This is a genomic window from Anaerolinea thermolimosa (genome assembly GCF_001050195.2).
GTDB classification, from domain to species: domain Bacteria; phylum Chloroflexota; class Anaerolineae; order Anaerolineales; family Anaerolineaceae; genus Anaerolinea; species Anaerolinea thermolimosa.
Genome location: NZ_DF967965.1, coordinates 1,694,632 through 1,715,618, shown reverse-complemented (window position 1 = coordinate 1,715,618; position 20,987 = coordinate 1,694,632). Strand labels below are relative to the sequence as shown.

Genomic DNA, 20,987 nt, shown 5'->3' with positions numbered 1-20,987 from the left:
AGGGCGTTATTCCTGGACGGTTGATTGGGAAAGATCCGATTCGACCCCTGGAGTAGCCTGCTCGGATTCGTTCACCTCTGGTTCAGGAGAGGCTACTGTTTGTTCATTCGTTGCGGTTTCTCCAGGCTCGGATTGAGTGGTATTTTGGGCAAGCTCTGCCTGACCGGTGGCGATGGCCCGCAACCGGGAGGTTAATCGCTGGTTAAATAACTCATTAATGGTCGAACGGGCAAGAGTATCGGTTAAGGTGCGGGTATCCATTTTCCCTTTTCGGAAGGTACGAAACAGATCGTTAGAACGTGCCTGTTCGCGTGCCATGTTGTAAATGGATACAAGTTCCTCCGGCCGGAAACGGAGATTTTCTCTGGTGGCGAATTCCTCTAACACCAAATCGCGTTTTAAGCGTCTTTCTGCGACGGGTTTAATTTCTTGTTCAATGAATTCTTCCCGGCTTAATTCGCGCGTCTTCAGGTAAGTATCGAAATCCATCTTTTCCTGTTGTAAATCCTGGAGGAAATGAGACAAAACGTGCTCAATTTCTTCCTCGAGGGCAACAGGCGGATACTGGACTGTAGCACCGTTCACCAGTTCTTCGATGAGAGCCTGGAAATATTCCTGGTTATATTTGCTGGTTTCGCTGTCCTGGAGCTGATTCCGGATGGTCTTGCGTAAATTTTCTACAGTCTCGAAACCGCCAACTGTTTTTGCAAAATCATCATCCAGCTGCGGCTTTTGAATTTCCTTGACGCTCTCAACCTCGATGACGAATTCGGCTTCCTTTCCGGAAAGATCATCATCGGAATCGTCTTCAGGGAATGTATGGAGAACAGTCTTCTTTTCTCCGGCCTGCAAACCAACCAATTCATTGACGAACCCCGGGAAAGGCCACTCATTTCCATTCTCATCGGTATGATCTTCTGGCATTCCCGCGACCATTTCGAAGGTGTTTTCTTCAATCAGGACGGCTTCTTCCCCCTCTTCGGGATTCAATAAGCGAGCTGACATTTTTATGGCAACTAAATCCCCGGGTTGAGAAGGCCTTTCCACTGGAATAGCGACCCCCATGCGGCGGCGGAGACGTTCGATCACCTCTTCTACTTTTTCATCGGTGATCACGGGCTCATTATATTCACGCCGGATTTCTTTATAATTCCCCAATTCGACAGAAGGGTTCAATGGAATGATAAATGAAAACTTGGGCGGGTCGAGGCTGAGAATTTCATCAATTTTCCCCGGGCCATACGGATCAATCCCGGCTTCTTCCAGGATTTTTGGATATATTTCTTTCAACATCAATTCGACGGCTTCGTCCTGGATGGCTTTATCTCCGGCGACCCGACGAATTACATCGTAAGGGGCTTTTCCGGGGCGAAAACCTGGAATGCGAATTTCTTTCGAAATTTTTCTGGCGGCCTGGTGTTTAAATCGCTCAAATGATTCGTTGTCAATTTCTGCAATTACTTGCTTCTGGTGATCGTCACGATCAATAATTTCGAGTTTCAAGGTAGCCTTCCTGTTGTATGTGTGGTATAGATACAATGGGGAAGACGGGACTTGAACCCGTACGCCTTTCGGCACATGATCCTAAATCATGCCTGTCTGCCAATTCCAGCACTTCCCCTTGCGGGATTGGATTATACCATAGGTGAGCTTCCGGGTTGTTTTCACCGGCTGCATTCTATGAAGTGAAAGGTTTTCATGTAAGTTTTTGTATAAAATGAACCAAAAGTCGAACTCCGAAACCTGTTGCCCCTTTTGGGCAACAGGGTAAATCTTTAGGGGTATCGGCCATTCCAGCGATGTCAAGGTGAGCCCAGGGAATCGAGTCATCCACGAATTGCTTTAAAAAGATTCCTCCAAGGATGGGATGAGCTTCTCGTCCACCGGAATTTTTTAAATCCGCATCATCGCCTTTAGTCAGTTGGTCATATTCTTCATCGAGGGGCAATTGCCAGAGCAATTCACCTGTATCTTTCCCGGCCTGTAACAGAGTCTGAGCGAGGTGATCGTTATTTGCCATTAATCCAGCCCGAACGCGCCCCAGGGCAACAATGACACCTCCAGTAAGAGTAGCGAGGTCGATGATCGCCGAAGGTTGAAATTGCTTTTGTACAAAAGTGAGAGCATCGGCAAGGACGAGCCTGCCTTCTGCATCCGTTGAGATGATCTCTACTGACTTGCCTGAGAGCGTAGAGACGATATCATCTGGCCGGTAGGCGTTTTCGGAAATCATGTTTTCGGCCGCTCCGATGACGCCAATCACTGGTTGTTCCAGCCCGAGGCGCGTTACTGCAACCATAGTTGCCAAAACAGCAATTCCCCCACATTTATCATATTTCATCCCCTGAATGTTGTTGGTGTCTTTTAGAGAGAGCCCTCCAGAATCGAAGGTTAATGCTTTGCCGACCAGTACCAGGGGTTTCTGAGAAGCTTTTCCAGGGTATTCGAGGATGATCAGGCGAGGGGACGTCTGGCTTCCTTTTCCGACGGCGAGAATAGCCCCGGCATTCATTTCTTGAAGGTCTTTCTCATCGAGGATGGTACATTTCAGTCCGTATTCGTGTGCGAGAGTCTGTGCCAGTTCGGCAAGCCGGGGGGGATTTATCACATTGGCAGGTTCATGTCCCCATTCACGGGCTAACAAAACCGAATCGGTCACAATATTCAACTTATGGATGGCTTCTTCCAGAGCCTGATTGTGATCCGTGATGATTTTCAAGGTAATGCGAGGAGAAAGATTCTCTCCGGTTTTATATCGATTAAACCGATAAGCCCCCAATTTGACACCCTCAATAAAAAGGAGGAGTGCTTCTTCGATCGAGATTGCTTCAAAATCCTGGGAGTAGAGGGCCACAGAATCGGCATTTCCGGAAAGCAACCATTTTCCGGCAGAACCTCCCGCATTACGGATTACCTGGGGTGATAGTTTACTGGCCATCCCTAATGAAACCCAAAGGGTAAGGGCATTTTCACCCTTTTCTACAAGGATGTCGCCAGGATTTTTACCGGGTTCGCTGATGGAAGGTTGTTCCGATGCAAGAAATGGTCGGATTAACCATGGGACGGCACCTTCCACGGAAGAAGTTAACTGGATATCTATCCATTGTTGAGGTCTGGTTGTTATGGACGTCATGTTGTTCACCTCGTGTTTGAATTACTGGTTTTTCCAGTTATTTCCCATAAGATAATTTCTGGCGGGCAAAGGAATCTCACCCTGGGAGCAGCTTTTCCTTCCAGCCCAATTCCCCTGGTGATATAAAGAGTCATTGAATCCAGGGAATAGCGGCCAGATTGAAATTTGCGCCCATATAGAGAGGCGGTGAAAAAGGCGCCGATCCATGGGAAACGAATTTGTCCGCCATGTGTATGCCCGGATAATTGCAGGTCAATCCCCATCTTCGTTGCGTTGGGGGCAAGGTCGGGGCTATGGTAAAGGAGAATCCGGAACCGATCCGGTAATTCACTGAGTAAATGTTCAAGAATCGGAGCATCGACGAAAGGACGGTGAGAACAGGTGATTCCAATCAAATCAAAAGAGGCTCCCCGGTGTTCGAGTGTGATGACCTGATTATCTAGCCAGGTGTGGCCGGTCTGATTAATTAGAGATGGAATGACGTGAGCCAGATCAACCGCTTCGCTCCCTGACACCAGGAATACCCCTAGTGGAGCCTTCCACTCAGAAATGACCTTGATTGCATCCTGAATGGCCTGTGGATCTTCCAGATAAGAAAGATTAAGGATATCGCCAGAGAATAAGATGAGATCAGGTTGCAGGTTTTGGATTAACTTATTGAGCTTTATTTCGCGCTGGGTTATGCGTTCTATGTGAAGATCACCCAGGTGTAAAAGGCGCAGTGAAAAATCGGCTGGTAGTTTGGGCGTAACAAGTTTCTCTTTTGTCAGGGTTAATCGATGGGGTTCAATCCAGAAACCATAAAATACGAGAAGACTGCCTGTTAATTGGAAGATGAGATAAAACGGTAAAGGAACGAATGCAAAGGGAAGCCGAAATAAGGCTAATAGGAGGGTCGGAGGACGCGGGGGACCAAATGATCGGTTGAAACGTGGCAAGAGGGACAAAGAGAGCCAATCGGAAGAAAAAAATATAAAGAGGAGGAGAGCTTTGGTGGGCTCATGATGCAAAGGAAGCCAGGAGATAAAAAATAAAATGAGAAGGAAGATCACAGCAGGGAGCTTTTGTAAATCTTCCAATACCCGAAGCCAGCGGTCAAAAGGATTTCCCTCTGTTCCCGGAAAATGGCGGACATGGCGAAAATCTTCAATTTCCACAAAATTCCTCGCGAGCAGAATGTTTGATAATCATACACTGATGAAGGTCTCATGGCAAGAAAGAATGAAACTCTTTGAAAAAATACAGAAAGGCACTCGAGTTCCTTTTCCCGAATGCCTCTCTGAACAGTCATAATGGGTCTGGATTGAAAGCCTTTTTTAAATTTGAAGAACGACATTGCTAAACATTTCACCGATTTTGGGACCGAGCAAGGCCAGGACGACAATGACTACAATGACAACAAGCATAATAATAAGTGCGTATTCAAGAAGACCCTGGCCATTCTCTAGCCGGGCTTTGCACATAAAGCCACCACCTCCTTTCGCGGTAAAAAAATTAAATCGACGACTTTTCAAGATTATACAGTTCCCTGATTAACGATTTCTATGCCAGTTATAAACTGTAATGAAAATGTAATGGGCGGGTTTGTTTCCCGCCCATTTTTTTACCTGAAACTATTCTCGATCGATTGGCTGGCAGCACAAAACCAGTTCTTTAGCCGCCTTGACTTCGTCTACTCGACGAACCGGGGTTTGATGAGGAGCTTCCTTGAGCCATTCGGGATGGGTTCTGGCCTCGAATGCGATCTTTTCCATCGCGTCAACAAAATAATCCAGGGAATCTTTTGACTCGGTTTCGGTTGGCTCAATCATTAGCGCATCATGAACGATTAATGGGAAATAATTGGTGGGAGGGTGAATGCCATAATCCATTAATCTTTTCGAAATGTCCAGGGCGATAATTTCTGGCACTTCCTTCCAACGACCTTCAAGGACAAACTCGTGCATGCAGATTCGGTCATACGGAACGTGATAAGTGTTTCGCAGGCGGGCAAGGAGGTAATTGGCATTTAAAACCGCATTCTCTGCAACTTTGCGTAATCCCTCTGGCCCATGCATGGCGATGTACGTGAAAGCCCGCACCATCATACCAAAGTGCCCAAAGAAGGATTTTACCCTTCCGATAGATTTTGCCGGTTGAACGAACCCGAAGAAGGGGGGAATGTCTTCATCACCTTCTTCAACCATGCTGACAATTGGGCCAGGGAGAAAGTCAACCAGAGAAGCAGCAACACCTACTGGCCCTGAACCAGGGCCTCCACCTCCATGGGGTGTGGCAAAGGTTTTATGGAGGTTGAAATGCATAATATCGATTCCCAGGTCGCCAGGTCGAGCTATCCCCAGGAGAGCATTAAGATTGGCTCCATCCCCATAGACCAATCCGCCGACTCGATGGACTGCCTGGATGACAGGAATGATGTTTTGATCAAATAAACCAAGGGTGTTGGGGTTGGTGATCATTATTCCTGCGACCCGATCATCACAGACGGACTGCAGGAAATTCAAGTCGATATTTCCCCGGGGATCGGTGGGGATATTAATTACCTCGTAACCACTCATTGCCGAGGAGGCTGGATTTGTGCCATGAGCGGAGTCTGGAATGAGAATTCGGGTGCGACGGGTATCTCCCCGGTCCACATGATAGGCACGCATGATAAGAATACCGGTGAGTTCTCCCTGAGCGCCGGCCGCCGGTTGCAAGGTAACTCCGGCAAATCCGCCAATTTCTTTCAACCATTCCTGAAGTAAATACATCAGGTATAAATTGCCCTGAACAGTTTCCAGAGGTTGAAGGGGGTGTGTTTGGGTGAATCCCGAAAAGCGAGCCACCATCTCGTTGACCCTGGGATTGTATTTCATGGTACATGAACCCAGCGGGTAAATCCCCTGGTCAATGCTATAGTTCAGTTTTGATAATCGGGTGAAATGACGAACGACGTCCACCTCCGACATTTCTGGAAGCGGCAAATCGGAGCGTAAAAAATCTACTGGCAAGGGAGATTCGGGGACGTCAGAGGTCGGGAAGGTAACCCCGGTGCGACCAGGTGATGATAGTTCAAAGATGGTTGGTTCAGGCATGGAATTCCTCCAGAGCTTTACAGAGGGCATGAATATCCTCTTTACCGGTCAGCTCGGTTACCGCAACTAACATTGCATTGGGCAATGAAGGATAGTCCTGGCTCAAATCATAACCACCAAGGATACCCTCTTCAAAAAGAAAATCGTTTATTTCTTCTACCGGGGCGGGACACTGAACGATAAATTCATGGAAGAAGGGGGTATCTGAGTACACCTGAAAACCCGGGATTTTCGAAATCTGAGCGGCGGCATAGTGTGCTTTGTGATAGCATAACTCAGCTACTTGACGGAGACCGGTTTTTCCCAGCAGACTCAGATAGATGGTTGATGCCAGGGCCATAAGCCCTTGATTGGTGCAAATGTTGGAGGTAGCTTTTTCACGGCGGATATGTTGTTCGCGAGCGGTTAAAGTGAGCACATAAGCCCGTTTCCCATCAGCGTCAATGGTTTCACCAACCAGACGGCCAGCCAGTTTCCGGACGTATTCTTTGCGAGCCGCCAGAATGCCAAGATATGGACCACCGTAGGACAATGGAATTCCCAGGGGTTGCCCTTCGCCGACAACAATATCAGCCCCAAATTCGGAAGGAGGTTTGAGCAAGCCGAGTGCAATGGGATTGACCGCCACGCAGAAAAGAGCACCTGCAGCATGAGCCGCGGCAGCGATTTGCGTGTAGTCATAAATTCGCCCGAAAAAGTCGGGGTATTGCACGATGACGATGGCTGTATTCTCGTTGATTTTTGCCAGCAGGGTATCTGGTCCGGTCAACGGCTCGGTTGCAGCAAGTTCATCTCCAACGATGGAAAAACCGGAATATCCCTGGGTATAGGTACGAATCACCTGGCGGTATTGGGGATGAAGAGATGGAGAAACGACCGCCTGGGTGCGTTTCCCGCGGAAGTTGTGATACGCCATGATGACGGCTTCAGCCGCAGCGGTTGCGCCATCGTAATGAGATGCGTTGGCCACATCCATTCCGGTGAGGGCGGTGATCAGGGTTTGATATTCAAAAATCGCCTGGAGAGTTCCCTGTGAGACTTCGGGTTGGTAGGGGGTATACGCTGTAAAAAATTCTCCCCGTTGAAGTAATGCATCCACTGCTGCAGGTATGTAATGACGATATGCCCCGGCGCCAAGGAAACAGGGCATTTCACTGGCGGGCAGGTTATTCATCGCTATTTCGTTTAGCTCCGCCACAACCTCCATTTCGGTTAGCGCAGGTGGAAGGTTTAACTGTGGATAACGAAAGTTTTCTGGCACATCACGAAACAGGTCATCGATAGACGATACTCCGATGACCTTGAGCATTTCTTCCCTCTCTGAGGGAGTATGTGGGGCGAACATTAATGGCTCCTGGTCTGGCAATATTGATCGTATTCTTCAGGCGCTAATAGTTTTGCTGTTTCAGAAGGATCTGACAACTCGACTTTAAGCATCCAGGCCGCACCGTATGGGTCTGAGTTTACAAGCTCAGGAGAACTTGCCAGATTTTCGTTGATCGCGACGACCTTCCCGGTAACCGGAGAGTTGACCTCTGCGGCGGCTTTGACCGATTCCAGAGTAGCTATATGGTCACCGGCACGTATTTCATCTCCAACACTGACCACGGCCTCGAAAAACACTACATCTGAAAGGGCATCCTGGGCATAATCCGTTACTCCGATGGTGGCAATATTTCCTTCCACCTTAACCCATTCATCGGTCCTGGTGTATCTCAGATCGGCGGGTGTATTCATAGTGTTTCCTCCTGATTGAAAAGTTAAAGTAGAAAAGCGCGGTTGATTAAAACCGCGCCCTCTGTTTTTGACCTGAGAGATTCACCCGGAAAAGCGGGCTTGCCCCTTCGGTGTCTTGCGACTCTCCAGAGAGTGTTCATAACCGGGTCCTTTTACCTGAGAGATTCGCCTGGTAGACAGGTTTGCCCCTTCGGTGTTCCTCAAAAATGAGGAATCTCTTCCCGGTTGATCGGAGCTCACTTTCATTCTACGGGGGAGGGGGTGAAAAGTCAAGGTTTTCAAAAGTAACCGGCTTGATTTTCTATTCTTTCCTGCTATACTCTAACCAATTCACTCTATTTTATATACTTAGGGAGATCGAATGGCGCACTTTCCCATAGATCACAGCGATGTTCCGATTCGGTTATTTAAATCGGACTTTCTGGAATTCTTTACCCACATAAGCCCGGTTGCAGTTGTCATCATCTGGGTACCTGTTTCATTGTTTTTCCTATTAAAGGGTGTGGTTCAGCCAGTCCAGCCCAATAGCTCTTGGGGGTATTTACCCATCGCTTTCCTGACAGGTGCTTTTCTCTGGACTTTTGCAGAATATACGTTACATCGCTTCCTTTTCCATTACCAACCCAAGACTCCTCGGGCTGAACGAATTTTTTTTCTCTTTCATGGCGTGCATCACGCGCAACCTCAATGTAAAACGCGTCTGGTGATGCCCCCTGTGGTCAGTATTCCCATGGCTTTTATGGCCTATGGGCTGCTTTATCTCCTCTTCGGCTGGATATTAAGGCTGCCATTGTGGGTAGGGCCGGTGTTTTCAGGGTTTATTGCGGGATATCTTTTTTATGACCTTACCCATTATGCCACTCACCATTTTCCCATGCGCCGGGGGGTCTGGAAATATCTCAAGCGATACCACATGCAACACCACTATAAAACACCCAATGCTCGTTTTGGGGTTAGTTCACCGTTGTGGGATTTAATTTTTGGGACAAAACCCGCTCCGTGACAAGATCGTTCGGTCAACTGGAACGCGGAATTGAATTAAAAGGGGATTCCTCCGCGTTATGTTTGATCGCTTTTTTAACCAATAGTGTTTCGCTGGCGATTCGAGAAGCGGTATTTTCATCCAGTGGGTGCAGACTATATCTTGCTTCTATAAAGATCTCTGTGATATCTATAATCTCACTGGAGAGATCGGGGAGTGCGCTCGAAAGGAAAGAGCGATACTGATAAGGTGTTTGGTTCCTTAACCTCTGAAGGCCGTGATCTCCCGCAAAGTCGACTAAATCACAGTAAAGATTTAATATTTTCTCTCTCGCGTTATGGGCGCGACGAGATCGTAATGGTCGAAAGGATGGTTTTGAAGACAACTGGCGGGGTTTGCTTTGTAATTTTAGCTGGGCAATTTGTTCTTGAATCAGGATCTTTACCCCAAAGAGAAAATGAAAGAGAGCTTTGAAGAAATCCCGCATTTTCTGGAAGAGGACTTTTCGGTTAATTTTTGGAAACAGTGTAGAAGTGGTTGAGAAAAAACGCTTACCAGCAATGAATATTATGCCAAGGATGATCCCCCACAAGATGATGGTTTTGGCTATCTCGAACCAGAGGGGCAGTGGGCCAGGCTCGGCGGCGGTTACCGGAGGTTGGATGGCTGGTAATCCTGGAAGAGAGGGGGAGCTTTCGTCCTGAGCAAATAGAAAGTGAAAAAGAAGGAGAAAAGGATAAGACAGTAAATACAATAAAAGGCTAAAGAAAGAAAATAAAATTGAGCTGAACCAAAGAAACAAAGTGAAAAATTGACGGGAGTAATCGGTTGGAAGGAATAAAGAGATGACGCCAGCAACACCCATCACAACCAGGCTGTACATTAACCATTTGCGGTTAATCGAGACATCGATCTGAGAACGATCATGTTCCCAGTAGGTTCGTAGAAGAGATAGCTGGGTGATCGCCAGTTGGATCAATAGAAAAGCTGTAAATAGAATTACTATTGCGGCGGAGGATTTTACAGTCAAAGGTAATGAAACTACATTGGGAATGTCAATGGGGGTGTTGGCAAAAGCAAGAAGAAAAACCAGCGCAACGAGTAAAGCAACATTCCCGCCTACCATTTTTGATCGGATTGCTTTGAGTGAGTTCTGTACTTTTCCCAGTTCATCCCATCGAAAATCTTGCCTCCGATCCTCAAATTCATCGTAAAGATCGGCAAAGATAAGGGTATAACCCCAGGCGACCATTCCAGGCAATAGTGAAGTAATGTACGGGAGGTCGAAAATGGACTCGAGAAACTGAACCTGCCAACGATGAAATGCTTCGACCAAATTGGTTTGGCCGCTGATTATCATTGATATGACTTTGAGGACAACCAGGTAGGTTATGCCTTCCGAAATGCGAAACGCATTCCTTTCGGAAGTATCCATACTTCTGGTTCGGGTATGAGTTAAGAGAGCTACCAGAGCAATTCCGATCATTAACCAGGGGATATGTTGAAACCTGGTTTGTGGAAATATTCTACTTAATGCGCCGGTAAAGCCCAATCCCAGCAGAAAAAGCAGACAAAGATTAACCAACCTCTGGGTGAAGGGAAGAATCTGAAACGAAAAGTTTAAAGACTGAGAGGATTTCACGATATTCACCAGGCTTTTAAGTCTTCTTCGGTGTTCAGGATTCGAACTGGAATTTCATATACCAGGCCGTTGTGAATGGGAACCTTCAATTCGACGAACCAGCCACACAGGATAACGATGGGTTTCAACCCCATTCTTTGAGTAACACGCAAGTCATGGATCAGGGTTTCATCGACAGAACCGGTAAGTACGAAAAGGGTTGTCCCCCAGCCAAGTTCCTGCCGATATTGATTGATCATTTGGTTCAGATCCAGAATTGGGGAGGAAAGCGTTTTCACCCTGGCGAGTAATTCCAGCAACCTCATGAGATGCTGTTTCCCCTTTCGAGGGGCTATGGGACGAATCTGACCGGTCTGGTTCAAAATGTCCAACCCGTTGGTGATGATGCCCACCGCCTGGCGTTTTTTAACGGACCAGGCAGCAATAGACGCCGCAGCTACAATTGCAAGTTCCGGGCCGTCAAAACGCGATCGAGGATGGTAGGCTTCGGTGTCTAGATTTAAAAAGATGACTGTTTCCAGATCAGTAGAGGGCTCATAAGTTTTTACCTGTAATTTTTGTTGAGTAGCGGTGGCTTTCCAATCCACCTTCCGGAGGGGATCACCCTGCTGGTACTCTCTTTTCCCGACGACACGATTGGGATCTTCATAGAGAGGCTGGATATGAGCCAGAAGGCCAATGGGAGAATTCGAAGGCAGGAAAGGATTTTTAAGGGGAATTACAGTTGGGTAAACGGTGAGAAAACTCGCTGGAATTCCACTCTGAATTGGGTTTGTCCAGCCGAACAAGTCGCTGGTCTCTAACGTCATGGGCCCAACAGGAAAATACCCACGGTGATTGGCTTTCAAGAAGTATTTGAGATGGACGGACTTCTTGGGTGAGAGTGTGATGACTTGTTTAAAAGTATGGACGTCTGATAAATCAATGGGGTGTAAATCTCGAACTGCAAGCCAGACAACCGGTAGGATACTGTGGTTTTTTATGGTGATCTGAACCGGAATTATCTCTCCTGGAAAAACATGGTCGGGGAAATCCCGTCTGGCAGAGAGGTTCTTCAGGGAGTGTCCTGGCCACCATCGCGCCAAAAGGTAAGCACCTGCCATCAAATAACCTAAAACCAGAAGGTAGGTTTCTCCGGTAATGGCACCGATCAGCAAAAAAATGGCCACAACGATCAAGACCAGTTCGGACATGAGTTTGCTACTTCTGCTTGATCTCTAAGGGTAAAGGGATTTTGGCAAGGATGTCTTCAAGAATCCTTGAAGGAGTCCTCCCACGTAGTTCAGCATCTGGAGTAAGAATTAACCGGTGAGCAAGAACAGGAACGAGCAAGGTTTGGACATCTTCTGGAAGAACGAAATCTCGTCCGCGGATGGCTGCCAGGGCCTGGCTGGCCCGGAAAAGGGAGAGACTTGCCCGGGGGCTTGCCCCGAGAGCTAACTCGGGGGTCTCACGGGTTGCATTTACAATCTGAACGATGTAGTGTTGTAAGGTCTCATCTACATGAATTTCCCAGACCAGTTGTTGCAGGCTGGATACTGTTTCGGGCGAGGTGACGGGGGAAAGCTGGTCGATGGGGTGTTTTCGACGAAGCTTTTCAAGGAGCATTTTCTCCTCGTCCTGAGTAGGGTATCCCATTGAAAGTCGGAGGAGAAAACGATCGAGTTGAGCTTCAGGTAAAGGGAAGGTTCCCTCATATTCGATGGGGTTCTGGGTTGCCATGACCAGAAATGGCGCTGGTAATCGGTGGGAGATTCCATCCACCGTGACTTGCCTTTCCTGCATGGCTTCTAAGAGAGCAGATTGTGTGCGTGGGGTTGCACGATTAATTTCGTCAACGAGTAAAATGTTGACAAAAACAGGGCCTGGATGAAACTCAAACTCTCCTCTTTTCTGATTGAAAACCGAGACCCCGGTAATATCGTTGGGAAGAAGGTCAGGCGTGCATTGGATGCGTTTAAACTGACCACCCAGGCTGATTGCGAGAGACCGGGCGAGCATGGTTTTACCCACACCTGGTACATCCTCGAGGAGGACGTGCCCATCGCTCAGTATGGCGACCAACAGCAACTCAATGGTAGAACGCTTTCCAAGGATGACCTTTTCTACATTTTCGATAATCGGGTTAAGAACCTGGGTAATTTGCGCATTCATGATGAGAAGCCTTTCGGTAGTTTTCTCTCGTTCGAGATTGAGGTGGGGATCAAGACGATGATTAAGGTACGTAACCAGTAAACCCTGCCAGGTTACAATAATCTTATCAAAGCCCTCATAAAAGGCAACGCTGGAAGTGAGGCCAATATTTTTAGATTTTCAGCGATGTTGCCAGTTTCATCCAGAAATCGAAAGATTGTTTCTATGGGGTTTTTTGTAAACAAATCCAGAAAGATCGGGCAGGCAGCTTTGCTTTCCCGTTGAAGTACTTCCAACAGCAAAGAATCAAACCATCGGTATCTGGAAGGAGAGTGGGGAATACCAAACGGGTGTCCGTATTTCTCTAATGATCGAACAATTGCGGCGGAGTCATTTTGAATCCTTAAAAATGCGTATCCAGAAGATGGTTTTACTAAACCGCCTCGAGTGCCAATGGAAAGGATTCGATTCCCGAGTTTTCTTTGAAAAGGATAATCGGTCATTGGAATGACACCGCTTTCTACCTCTATAACCGTATATTTGCTGATCATGAGGGTGTCATGGATATATTGCTTCAGTTTCTCATCATACGCATCAGAGGGTAACAGGAGATCAGAAAAGATGGTGTACTCGATTAATGCCTCCTGAGAAGAAAATGGCAGGACATAAAAGAAGCACAGGCCCCTTTCCTGAGCGGTACGAAAATCAAAAAGATATGGGGTAGAAGGATCAAATTCGTCCTGCTCAGTTCTAATGAGCCAACCCCGAAAATGTTGATATAAATAGTGCCAACGACCTGGGCCTTGCTGAATGATATCCGGGGAGAATCGACTGTCAAACACCCAGTCGGCCAGATAAGATTCATGATTTGCAACAACAATCGAGTACTCTGGGCCATCGATGATCTGGTCAACGGATGCCGTGAGGAACCGAATATTTTTTCGGGCCTCTAACGCCTGTCGGGTATAAGCATAAAAATCAATTCCTCGGATCATGCAGTACTGGTATGAACCCAATGAAAATACATTCTTTGTATCAGAAGCGATAACGGCCAGCTTTTGCCAGGATCGATAATAAATCGGATCATAATAAGTTGGTCGATTGCTCCAAAAGCACCAGGTCCGATCATTTTTTACCTTTTTATCACGATCTACAATTAAGATGGAGTGCTCGCGAAGTTTGCTGTGTAGAAGATGATAGGCCAGGCTCAGCCCGGCTGCACCCCCTCCGGCGATGATATAGTCGTACTTTTCCATTTTTACCCAGCCAGGTGCACGGAGTGACCAGTCTGTGATGATCTCCTCAAAGCATTGATTATAAGGATATGATCTCTGGAATGAGCCAGGGTGACGGTCAATGGTTTTTCTCCAAAGACCGCGGCTTCAAATCCTTCAATTTCACACAGGTAAGGATCCTTGTTTTCCACAGATACCACGGTTTGTTTTCCTTCTACGTCATAAACAAAGATTTGAGCCGCTTCTTGCATTCCGGTGAATGGACGAGGAACCTCAATTCGCCCTGTTTCACCGAAGATAACCATACTGGTGGTATATGGGGTTTCAAAGGAGCAGAAAAATTGCGAACTACCCTGGTTTGCTGTATACAACAATTCTCCCCAGAAACTCATATCCACCCCTGTTGCCCCTTGTATTTCGGTTCCGTGAACCTGATCAGGCAGTCTCTGAAAAATGGCTCGGGTAAAGCTGATCGGGTAAATTCCAATATCCCAAAGGCTACCTCCTCCCTGGTCGGGTAATAGGCGATAATCGTTATCTCGCGAGTGTTTAAATGTAAAGATCCCCAGGGTGTGAAGGACTCTGCCTATTTTTCCGGATTTAAGAAAATCCAGTACCATTTGCGTTTGTGGATGATACTGATACATCAGGGCCTCTGCAAGAACTTTTCCAGAATCCCGGCTGGCCATTTCCATTTCATTAAGTTCTTCCACACTCAGGGCAATGGGTTTTTCACATAGTACGTGTTTGCCTGATTTTAAAGCTCGCACCGACCATGGGGCATGGAGATGGTTAGGCAAACCGACATACACCGCATCAATCTCCTGTGAGTCGAGCATGGCTTCATAAGGTCCAAATGCCAGAGGAATATTCCACTGGCTGGCATATTCTGTGGCTCGCTGAATATCTCTGCTGGCAACTGCAAGAAGCTCGCTTCGTTGAGAAGCCCAGATTGCTGGTATAAGACGGCGGTTGATATGAGCGGTGGATAAAAGTCCCCAACGAAGCTTTTTCATTATTCTTCACTCCTGGACAGGGAATTTGTGCGAATGATGTTGATTGTGAAGAGGATAAAACCTGTGAAAAGAGTAATCAGGATCAGTCCCCCGGTTAACCACTTACAGAGGGATGCGATGGAAGCAAAGGATGCTACCCACAGCGCCATGCCATAGCCTGATAATGAGTTGTGCCAGAGCAGGAGAATGGATAGGAGAATATTTTCCGAATAATCAAAACCCATCATGAAAACGGGTAAGACAATCAGGTAACGGAGCCCCGTAAGCTTATCTTGCAGGTGGACTGCCTTGAAGAGAAGGCCTAAAAGAAGGGTAAAAAGAGATGAATAAATAATTGGGTAAAAGAGATCGGCTGTCCATTCGATGAGAAGATAAAAATGGCGGGCTGTTTCTCCAAGCCGTTGTATGAAATTGAGCGCATCTTCAGGGGAATATCCGAATTGAACATCCAGCGTTTGTAAGTTTCCGGAAACTGAGCGGAAATTCTCGGAAAGTATCGGGAAAATCAGAATATTGAAGGGGATAATCACCATAAATATGATGATGAGATTTCTAAATTTTATATAAGGCTGAACCCTCTCAATATATTTTTTCATAAAATGTCCTGAGTATGGTCATTGAGCACCTTGAGAATGATATGGATTGCATTGACTAACGTATCCAGACTCATGGAAGGGCCCATGTTGGGTCGTTTGACAACCTGTTCTGGCAGTGATGGAAGGTGAATGAAACCGGCTGACAGGATGCCCGGGTCGACTGAGGCTCGATGCATCAGATGAAAGAATATCTGGTTACAAAGGTAAGAGCCAGCTGTGAGGGATAATTCTGCCGGGATATTCTGGTTGATGAGGGCATCGTATAATACTCTTACGGGAAGGGTCGAAAAATAAGCGGCAGGAGCGCCCTCAATAACAGGACGATCAGAAAAAATCCGGTTAGCATTGTCAGGAATTCTGTAATCCAGTAGATTGATCGCTACTCTCTCAATAGAAATTACAGATCGTCCTGGAGCTTCTCCAAGGCAAAGGATTATATCGGGACGGATTGTATCAATTTTATGAATAAGTTGTACCGGGGCTGTTTCACCATCGACGGGTAAAACAGACGTGAATATCCTCGTATGATCGAGATGGTCTTCTCTGACTCGATCAAGCACCAAAGCTGATGGATTGATGGGACTGCCGCCAAAAGGTTCAAAGCCAGTGAGTAATAGTTTCATGATGTTCCCTGATTTCAACTATTATACTCACAGGAAAGGGGGGCATGGGGGAATATGAAAAGAGTCTTCCTGTGCTGGGTAATGCTTGCGGTTTTGCTTGCTTCGTGTGAGCCAGCACATATTCATAACGATCGTGTTGGGTTTGGGCTTTCTACTCGAACCAATGCTTATGAATGGGCGGTTCGACTGGGTGCAGGCTGGTTTCTGGACTGGGGAACTCGACGGTGGCCTCGTGAAGCTCCTTTGACTTACTGGCAAACCATTCGTTTATCACCTGAGGGAGGACGTCCAGATCATCAGGATTTATCCATGCTGGTAAGAGAAAATCCAGGTTCAACCTGGATCATTGGAAATGAGCCAGATAATCCATATCAGGATAATATTCCTCCTGAGTTATTTGCCAGATACTACCATGATTATTACCAAAAGATAAAAAAAGTGGATCCTACCGCTAAAGTCGCCGTTGGGGGAGTGACCCAACCGTCTCTTTTAAGAATGAAATATCTTGATCAAATGCTCCTACATTATCGAGAAGCCTATGGTGTGGATTTACAAGCTGACTGGTGGACAGTGCATGGATATGTTTTGAGAGAACAGATGGGCTCATGGGGAGCAGGAATTCCGGTTGGGGTGAGTGAAGATGAAGCGTTGGGTTTGTTGATTGAACCTGCGCAACATGGAGATATTGAGATTTTTAAAGACCAGATTGTGAACTTCCGGAGATGGATGGCACAAAATGGATTTCAAGGCTGCCCACTGGCGATTACTGAAATGGGAATACTTCTCCCTGCGGAGTTCGGGTTTTCTGAGGAGGTTATTGGGCAATATCTGGAAACCACTTTCTCATGGTTAAATACTGCTTCTGATCCAGAAATTGGTTATCCGCTTGATGAATATCACCTGGTGCAGCGCTGGGCCTGGTTCAGTCTGTCTGATCCTGAGTTTCCGGCTTCAGATCTGGTCAATTTACAGGATCATCAAATTACCAGGATAGGGATAGCTTTCGGTTTATTTACGGGGCGATCCCAATAGAATAATCGTTAAGTATGCAATCGAATTTTTAATCTTCTTTACCGGTCATTGGTCCCAATGGATGGATATACCCCACCGGGACAAATGTTCACTAAACGAATTTTCGAAAACTAACGCAGGAGGAATTACCCCATACTTGGGAACTCTGTTTTGGTGAAGACGGGTTGCAGCATCTGCCATGATCTCGCCTGTTATCACATACGGGTTACCTCCGGATAACGAAATGGTTTTCCTGATCCCCTGTTTATGGTCGAACGCAATCAGTGAAATTTGAAAGCTCTCGTTATCCTTTTCAGGATGAAGGGTTGGGTTGGGAGACCCAACGGTAATGATTTTCTGAATCCATGGTCCTGCAATGCTACGCAGGAATCGGGCGAAATAGGGGATTAGAAGCGGGCCCAAAATGGCCTGGATGGCGTTTGTTCTCATCCACACCGTCACGGTTGACACGGGAATATGGGTTGGAATGGTTACGCTTTCACCGCTTGGGATGGAAAGGACAGGAACCCATTCCCCGTGAATCTGTTCTTTTTTTGCATGAGCGCCTGGGAGGTATCCTTTCCACTGGCCTTTTTGGTAACCGATCCAGGAAGTAGCCAGTGAACGCAGGAGAGAACGACGAGTTCCCCGGCTGGAACGAACTCCCTGAAAATGATATATGACTCGAAATTCGTCGATGGCAGTGGCCCCCAGATTTTGAAAGACCATAGATGTGGCGATATCGGTCAGGGTCACTTCAAAGGCGCAGGCAGGAACCACCGAGACCATTACCTTCTCTGCGAGCTTATGATAGGTTTGCATTCGGTAGAGGTACCCCAGTTCATTGGATGAATCGAGATAGTGACATTTTGATCCTACTGCAAGACGGACGACTTTCTCGCCAAGATCGGTAAATGGCCCAACACAGTTAACCAGTACACTGGTCCCTTCAACCAGAGAGGATAGGCTGGAAGTGTTGGCTACATCTGCAACTATCCACTGAGGATGACAACTCAAACGATCTGAAAGGGCTTCCAGTTTTTGAGCAGATCTCCCTGCGATTCTGAAAGGCAATTTGCGCCGGTCGAGGGCCTGCGAAACCAGAACGCCGGTATACCCTGTGGCTCCAAAAACTGTGATCATTTCGGCCTGCTTTCTCCTGTGTCTTCCTTCGGTAAATGTTCTGGAGAAAGGATTTGGTCTGGTTGAAGTTTTTCCAGAAATGATGAAAGCTCTTCCTGTATGGTCTCTACACCCGGTCTCTTTTTCCCTAAATTTTTGAGGGATTGAATTAAGTTACGGGTTAACTGGCGAGAGATTTGATTAAGGGTAGCGTTGGAAATCCTGACCCCAGACTCAAACCAAAGGATTGCTGCGTAGCCCATAGTGACAGTTACTGAGGCAGCAATGGCGACGCTTAAGAGCCAGCCTGGAATGCCACCCAGTTTACTCAACTCGTAAAAAAGGGTCCTGCCAAGATATCCAAGCCCCAGGGTGGCTATCAATTCTCGGGCTCGTGCTGGAGATATTTCAAACTGGTAGATACGAGCAATGCTAAGGGTCATCATGGTTTGTAATCCAGCCAATGGAATAAAATCTATCATCGGTAGGGGAACCAGGGCAACCGCAGCTGCCCCGGTAGCAGTGCTGATAATGGTGCGCCAGGCCAACTGCCGGCGGAATTGCGGTAACCCGCGGCCCAGAGCGGCGATCATTTCTGGTTCGACCAGGGCGACCCTCATGACTACTCGAGAAAGGTTCTGGCCACTTCGAGCTGAAACAGGGATAATCAGATCTGGTTTCAAACCGAGATTCTTGGATGCCAGTTCAATTACCCGGTCAAGGTCGCGCTTAACAAGGTCGATTTTATTGAGTACTACAACCCATGGCTTTTGAAGCTGAAATATTTCCTGAGCAATTGCCAGTTCTGATTGCCTGATTCCCTGGGAGGCATCAAAAACGAGGATAATACAATCAGCTGATCGGGCCGCTTCCATGGCTGACTGGCGTTCCCGGGTGGCGGTTTCTCCTACCGCATCTGCTCCAGGGGTATCTACAATGGTAAATAGACCGGCGTCTGCCATCTTATTTTGGCGGGTAGTTCCAGGAAGAGGGCTGACCTCAGCACGATCCGTGGCATTCTGAATTAGCTGGTTAAAAAGGGTTGACTTTCCAACGTTGGTTGGGCCCAGGATTACGACCTGTTTTTTATCCCCAAATGCCATCTTTAATTGAGTGGTTGCCAGTTTAACTAAAAGTTTCAAGAGCGTTGTATTCGATGGAATATCTCCCCTTGATAAAAATTCAAACGCGGTTCTTTCGGTTTCCGGGAGGGTGTCCCAGAGGGTTTGAATTTTCTCCCGGGTTTCCGGGGGTAGGTTTTCTATAAATTCGTCAATGGTTTTCATGTGGTGGATCTTTTCTACCCTATCAAATAACGGGCAATGGAATCTACCTGCAATCCATAGGGCTCGCCAAACAGGTTTAAATGGTTGAGTAAATGATAAAGGTTGTATAGATCTTTTCTTATCTCAAAGCCTGCTTCTAAAGGGAAGACTTGCTGGTAAGACAGATAAAATTCGGGCTGAAATCCACCGAATAATTGCGTATATGCAATTTCTGCTTCTCTATCTCCGTAGTATACCGCTGGATCAATGACTACAGCATGATTACCCGGGTCATTTAATACATTCCCAATCCATAAATCTCCGTGTAAAAGTACTGGCTGATGCGTCTGATTCCCAAGGAGTTCAGGAATGCGGATGATCAACTTTTCCAGCAAGGAACGCCTAAATGGAGGGAGTTTTCCATTTCTTAAAGCAAGTTCCATTTGGGGTTGGATTCTTTGTTCAATGAAAAAAGTAGCCCAATCCTCGTGCCACTGATTCTTCTGGAGTGTTGTTCCCAGATAATTATCTTCTTCCAGGCCAAACTTTCCTCCAGGGGCAAGGGAATGTAAATGCATTTGAGCCAGCTGTTCACCCAGGTTTTTAAAGGTATGACTGGAAAGGGGCTTACCTGATGGAATGTATTCCATCAAAATAAAAGCCGGGGGCGAAGGTTTTCTATCGACGCCATCGAAATAAGCCAGAACCTCTGGAACTCTGATGGTGTTGGTCTGTTTGATTAATGCAAGCCCTCTGGCTTCTTTCTGAAACATCTCTGGAGGAGGCGATTCATTCCACTTAATAAAAAAGGTGTGATTTCCAGCGGTTAACCTTGCGGCGTGATTAATGCATCCCCCATTTAAAGGTTCGAGCCGGATAGATGTGGACGAAATTCCCAGGAGGTGTAACGTCTCGATAATTTTCTTCTTAAACTCCTGTGAGATCATTGGGCACCATCATCAGATTGTTTCTGAAGTGCTTTCAGGAAGCCTGCGCAGGAAGCAAAGATGTACTCATACACCTCATCAAAATTACCGGTATAGTAAGGATCCGGAATGTCGTCTGGAATTCCAGGTGGGCCATAGCGGGAAAGTTTCTCAATTTTTGATAAGCGTGGCATGGAGTTCAGGTTATACTCATCCATAATCAGGATGTGATCATAAATTTGGTAATCCTGAGGTGTAATTTGCCTCGCTCGTTTTTGAGGGTCGAAAGGAATATTATTTTTCTTAAGAACTGCCCGGGTACCCGGGTGGATAGGTTCACCGATTTCCCATGAGCTGGTGGCTGCCGAGGATATCGTCAACTCGTTTTTCATTCCCGCATGGTTGGCCAGGTGTTTCATGATAAATTCGGCCATTGGTGACCGGCAGATATTCCCGGTGCAAACAAATAGAATAGATCGCTTCACATCT

Annotated in this window: 19 protein-coding genes, 1 tRNA gene and 1 riboswitch; of the genes, 2 read left to right on the top strand and 18 right to left on the bottom strand. The window is 46.9% G+C overall.

Annotated elements, in window-relative coordinates:
- Positions 1-6: 6 nt before the first annotated feature.
- From tig to gcvH, 7 genes are all read right to left on the bottom strand, one after another.
- Entirely contained in the window at positions 7-1,503 is a 1,497-nt protein-coding gene (tig, locus tag ATHL_RS07780) for a trigger factor (RefSeq protein WP_062191801.1), read from the bottom strand.
- Between the two features lie 36 nt (positions 1,504-1,539).
- Positions 1,540-1,621 (bottom strand) — tRNA-Leu (locus ATHL_RS07775).
- 75 nt (positions 1,622-1,696) lie between these two features.
- A complete protein-coding gene (locus ATHL_RS07770; RefSeq protein WP_084001266.1) occupies positions 1,697-3,133 on the bottom strand; it encodes a leucyl aminopeptidase family protein in 1,437 nt (478 codons plus the stop codon).
- A gap of 5 nt (positions 3,134-3,138) precedes the next feature.
- Positions 3,139-4,290 carry a metallophosphoesterase gene (locus tag ATHL_RS07765; RefSeq protein WP_062191797.1) on the bottom strand — a complete coding sequence of 384 codons (1,152 nt, stop codon included), beginning with the start codon at positions 4,288-4,290 and terminating at the stop codon, positions 3,139-3,141.
- Between the two features lie 456 nt (positions 4,291-4,746).
- A complete protein-coding gene (gcvPB, locus tag ATHL_RS07755) occupies positions 4,747-6,210 on the bottom strand; it encodes an aminomethyl-transferring glycine dehydrogenase subunit GcvPB (RefSeq protein ID WP_062191795.1) in 1,464 nt (487 codons plus the stop codon).
- A complete protein-coding gene (gcvPA, locus tag ATHL_RS07750) occupies positions 6,203-7,555 on the bottom strand; it encodes an aminomethyl-transferring glycine dehydrogenase subunit GcvPA (protein WP_062191792.1) in 1,353 nt (450 codons plus the stop codon). Before gcvPA ends, gcvPB begins: the two co-directional genes overlap by 8 nt.
- Positions 7,555-7,947, bottom strand: coding sequence for a glycine cleavage system protein GcvH (gcvH, locus tag ATHL_RS07745; RefSeq protein ID WP_062191790.1), 393 nt, complete (start codon positions 7,945-7,947; stop codon positions 7,555-7,557). Before gcvH ends, gcvPA begins: the two co-directional genes overlap by 1 nt.
- Positions 7,948-8,081: 134 nt before the next feature.
- A riboswitch (glycine riboswitch) is annotated at positions 8,082-8,180 on the bottom strand.
- 128 nt (positions 8,181-8,308) lie between these two features.
- Between gcvH and ATHL_RS07740 the strand changes: the two genes are divergently transcribed.
- On the top strand, positions 8,309-8,950 hold the full coding sequence (locus tag ATHL_RS07740) for a sterol desaturase family protein (protein WP_062191787.1): 642 nt from the start codon (positions 8,309-8,311) through the stop codon (positions 8,948-8,950).
- A 13-nt stretch (positions 8,951-8,963) separates the two neighbouring features.
- Here ATHL_RS07740 and ATHL_RS07735 read toward each other — a convergent pair whose 3' ends face one another.
- From ATHL_RS07735 to pcp, 7 genes are all read right to left on the bottom strand, one after another.
- A complete protein-coding gene (locus ATHL_RS07735) occupies positions 8,964-10,364 on the bottom strand; it encodes a DUF4129 domain-containing protein (RefSeq protein WP_162787641.1) in 1,401 nt (466 codons plus the stop codon).
- Positions 10,365-10,576: 212 nt separating this feature from the next.
- Entirely contained in the window at positions 10,577-11,764 is a 1,188-nt protein-coding gene (locus ATHL_RS07730) for a DUF58 domain-containing protein (RefSeq protein WP_062191783.1), read from the bottom strand.
- 7 nt (positions 11,765-11,771) lie between these two features.
- Positions 11,772-12,725: an AAA family ATPase gene (locus ATHL_RS07725; protein ID WP_062191781.1), complete on the bottom strand. Its 954-nt coding sequence runs from the start codon at positions 12,723-12,725 to the stop codon at positions 11,772-11,774.
- A gap of 92 nt (positions 12,726-12,817) precedes the next feature.
- On the bottom strand, positions 12,818-13,960 hold the full coding sequence (locus tag ATHL_RS07720) for a lycopene cyclase family protein (RefSeq protein WP_062191780.1): 1,143 nt from the start codon (positions 13,958-13,960) through the stop codon (positions 12,818-12,820).
- 2 nt (positions 13,961-13,962) lie between these two features.
- Complete coding sequence (locus ATHL_RS07715; RefSeq protein WP_062191778.1) at positions 13,963-14,955, bottom strand: Gfo/Idh/MocA family protein; 993 nt, start codon at positions 14,953-14,955, stop codon at positions 13,963-13,965.
- Complete coding sequence (locus ATHL_RS07710) at positions 14,955-15,551, bottom strand: hypothetical protein (RefSeq protein WP_062191777.1); 597 nt, start codon at positions 15,549-15,551, stop codon at positions 14,955-14,957. Before ATHL_RS07710 ends, ATHL_RS07715 begins: the two co-directional genes overlap by 1 nt.
- A complete protein-coding gene (pcp, locus tag ATHL_RS07705) occupies positions 15,548-16,174 on the bottom strand; it encodes a pyroglutamyl-peptidase I (RefSeq protein WP_062191774.1) in 627 nt (208 codons plus the stop codon). Before pcp ends, ATHL_RS07710 begins: the two co-directional genes overlap by 4 nt.
- 54 nt (positions 16,175-16,228) lie before the next feature.
- On the opposite strand from pcp, the gene ATHL_RS07700 reads away from it, so the two are divergent.
- Positions 16,229-17,206 carry a hypothetical protein gene (locus tag ATHL_RS07700; protein WP_062191771.1) on the top strand — a complete coding sequence of 326 codons (978 nt, stop codon included), beginning with the start codon at positions 16,229-16,231 and terminating at the stop codon, positions 17,204-17,206.
- 45 nt (positions 17,207-17,251) lie between these two features.
- Here the strand turns inward: ATHL_RS07700 and ATHL_RS07695 are convergent, their stop codons facing one another.
- From ATHL_RS07695 to ATHL_RS07680, 4 genes are all read right to left on the bottom strand, one after another.
- On the bottom strand, positions 17,252-18,328 hold the full coding sequence (locus ATHL_RS07695) for a saccharopine dehydrogenase NADP-binding domain-containing protein (protein ID WP_062191768.1): 1,077 nt from the start codon (positions 18,326-18,328) through the stop codon (positions 17,252-17,254).
- Entirely contained in the window at positions 18,325-19,410 is a 1,086-nt protein-coding gene (locus tag ATHL_RS07690) for a GTPase (RefSeq protein ID WP_236822394.1), read from the bottom strand. The genes ATHL_RS07695 and ATHL_RS07690 overlap by 4 nt, the downstream gene beginning before the upstream one ends.
- Before the next feature lie 197 nt (positions 19,411-19,607).
- The gene (locus ATHL_RS07685; protein ID WP_062191763.1) at positions 19,608-20,519 is read right to left on the bottom strand and encodes a fructosamine kinase family protein; all 912 of its coding nucleotides are present in this window, start codon (positions 20,517-20,519) and stop codon (positions 19,608-19,610) included.
- Complete coding sequence (locus ATHL_RS07680) at positions 20,516-20,983, bottom strand: low molecular weight protein-tyrosine-phosphatase (RefSeq protein WP_162787640.1); 468 nt, start codon at positions 20,981-20,983, stop codon at positions 20,516-20,518. Before ATHL_RS07680 ends, ATHL_RS07685 begins: the two co-directional genes overlap by 4 nt.
- Positions 20,984-20,987 lie beyond the last annotated feature (4 nt).

Coding starts and splice junctions, on each gene's coding strand:
- ATHL_RS07740 (WP_062191787.1), top strand. CDS start 8,309: ATGGCGCACTTTCCCATAGATCACAGCGATGTTCCGATTCGGTTATTT.
- gcvPA (WP_062191792.1), bottom strand. CDS start 7,555: ATGTTCGCCCCACATACTCCCTCAGAGAGGGAAGAAATGCTCAAGGTC.
- pcp (WP_062191774.1), bottom strand. CDS start 16,174: ATGAAACTATTACTCACTGGCTTTGAACCTTTTGGCGGCAGTCCCATC.
- ATHL_RS07685 (WP_062191763.1), bottom strand. CDS start 20,519: ATGATCTCACAGGAGTTTAAGAAGAAAATTATCGAGACGTTACACCTC.
- ATHL_RS07710 (WP_062191777.1), bottom strand. CDS start 15,551: ATGAAAAAATATATTGAGAGGGTTCAGCCTTATATAAAATTTAGAAAT.
- ATHL_RS07700 (WP_062191771.1), top strand. CDS start 16,229: ATGAAAAGAGTCTTCCTGTGCTGGGTAATGCTTGCGGTTTTGCTTGCT.
- ATHL_RS07735 (WP_162787641.1), bottom strand. CDS start 10,364: ATGGATACTTCCGAAAGGAATGCGTTTCGCATTTCGGAAGGCATAACC.
- ATHL_RS07725 (WP_062191781.1), bottom strand. CDS start 12,725: ATGAATGCGCAAATTACCCAGGTTCTTAACCCGATTATCGAAAATGTA.
- ATHL_RS07770 (WP_084001266.1), bottom strand. CDS start 3,133: ATGACGTCCATAACAACCAGACCTCAACAATGGATAGATATCCAGTTA.
- gcvPB (WP_062191795.1), bottom strand. CDS start 6,210: ATGCCTGAACCAACCATCTTTGAACTATCATCACCTGGTCGCACCGGG.
- ATHL_RS07730 (WP_062191783.1), bottom strand. CDS start 11,764: ATGTCCGAACTGGTCTTGATCGTTGTGGCCATTTTTTTGCTGATCGGT.
- ATHL_RS07695 (WP_062191768.1), bottom strand. CDS start 18,328: ATGATCACAGTTTTTGGAGCCACAGGGTATACCGGCGTTCTGGTTTCG.
- ATHL_RS07690 (WP_236822394.1), bottom strand. CDS start 19,410: ATGGCATTTGGGGATAAAAAACAGGTCGTAATCCTGGGCCCAACCAAC.
- ATHL_RS07720 (WP_062191780.1), bottom strand. CDS start 13,960: ATGGAAAAGTACGACTATATCATCGCCGGAGGGGGTGCAGCCGGGCTG.
- ATHL_RS07715 (WP_062191778.1), bottom strand. CDS start 14,955: ATGAAAAAGCTTCGTTGGGGACTTTTATCCACCGCTCATATCAACCGC.
- gcvH (WP_062191790.1), bottom strand. CDS start 7,947: ATGAATACACCCGCCGATCTGAGATACACCAGGACCGATGAATGGGTT.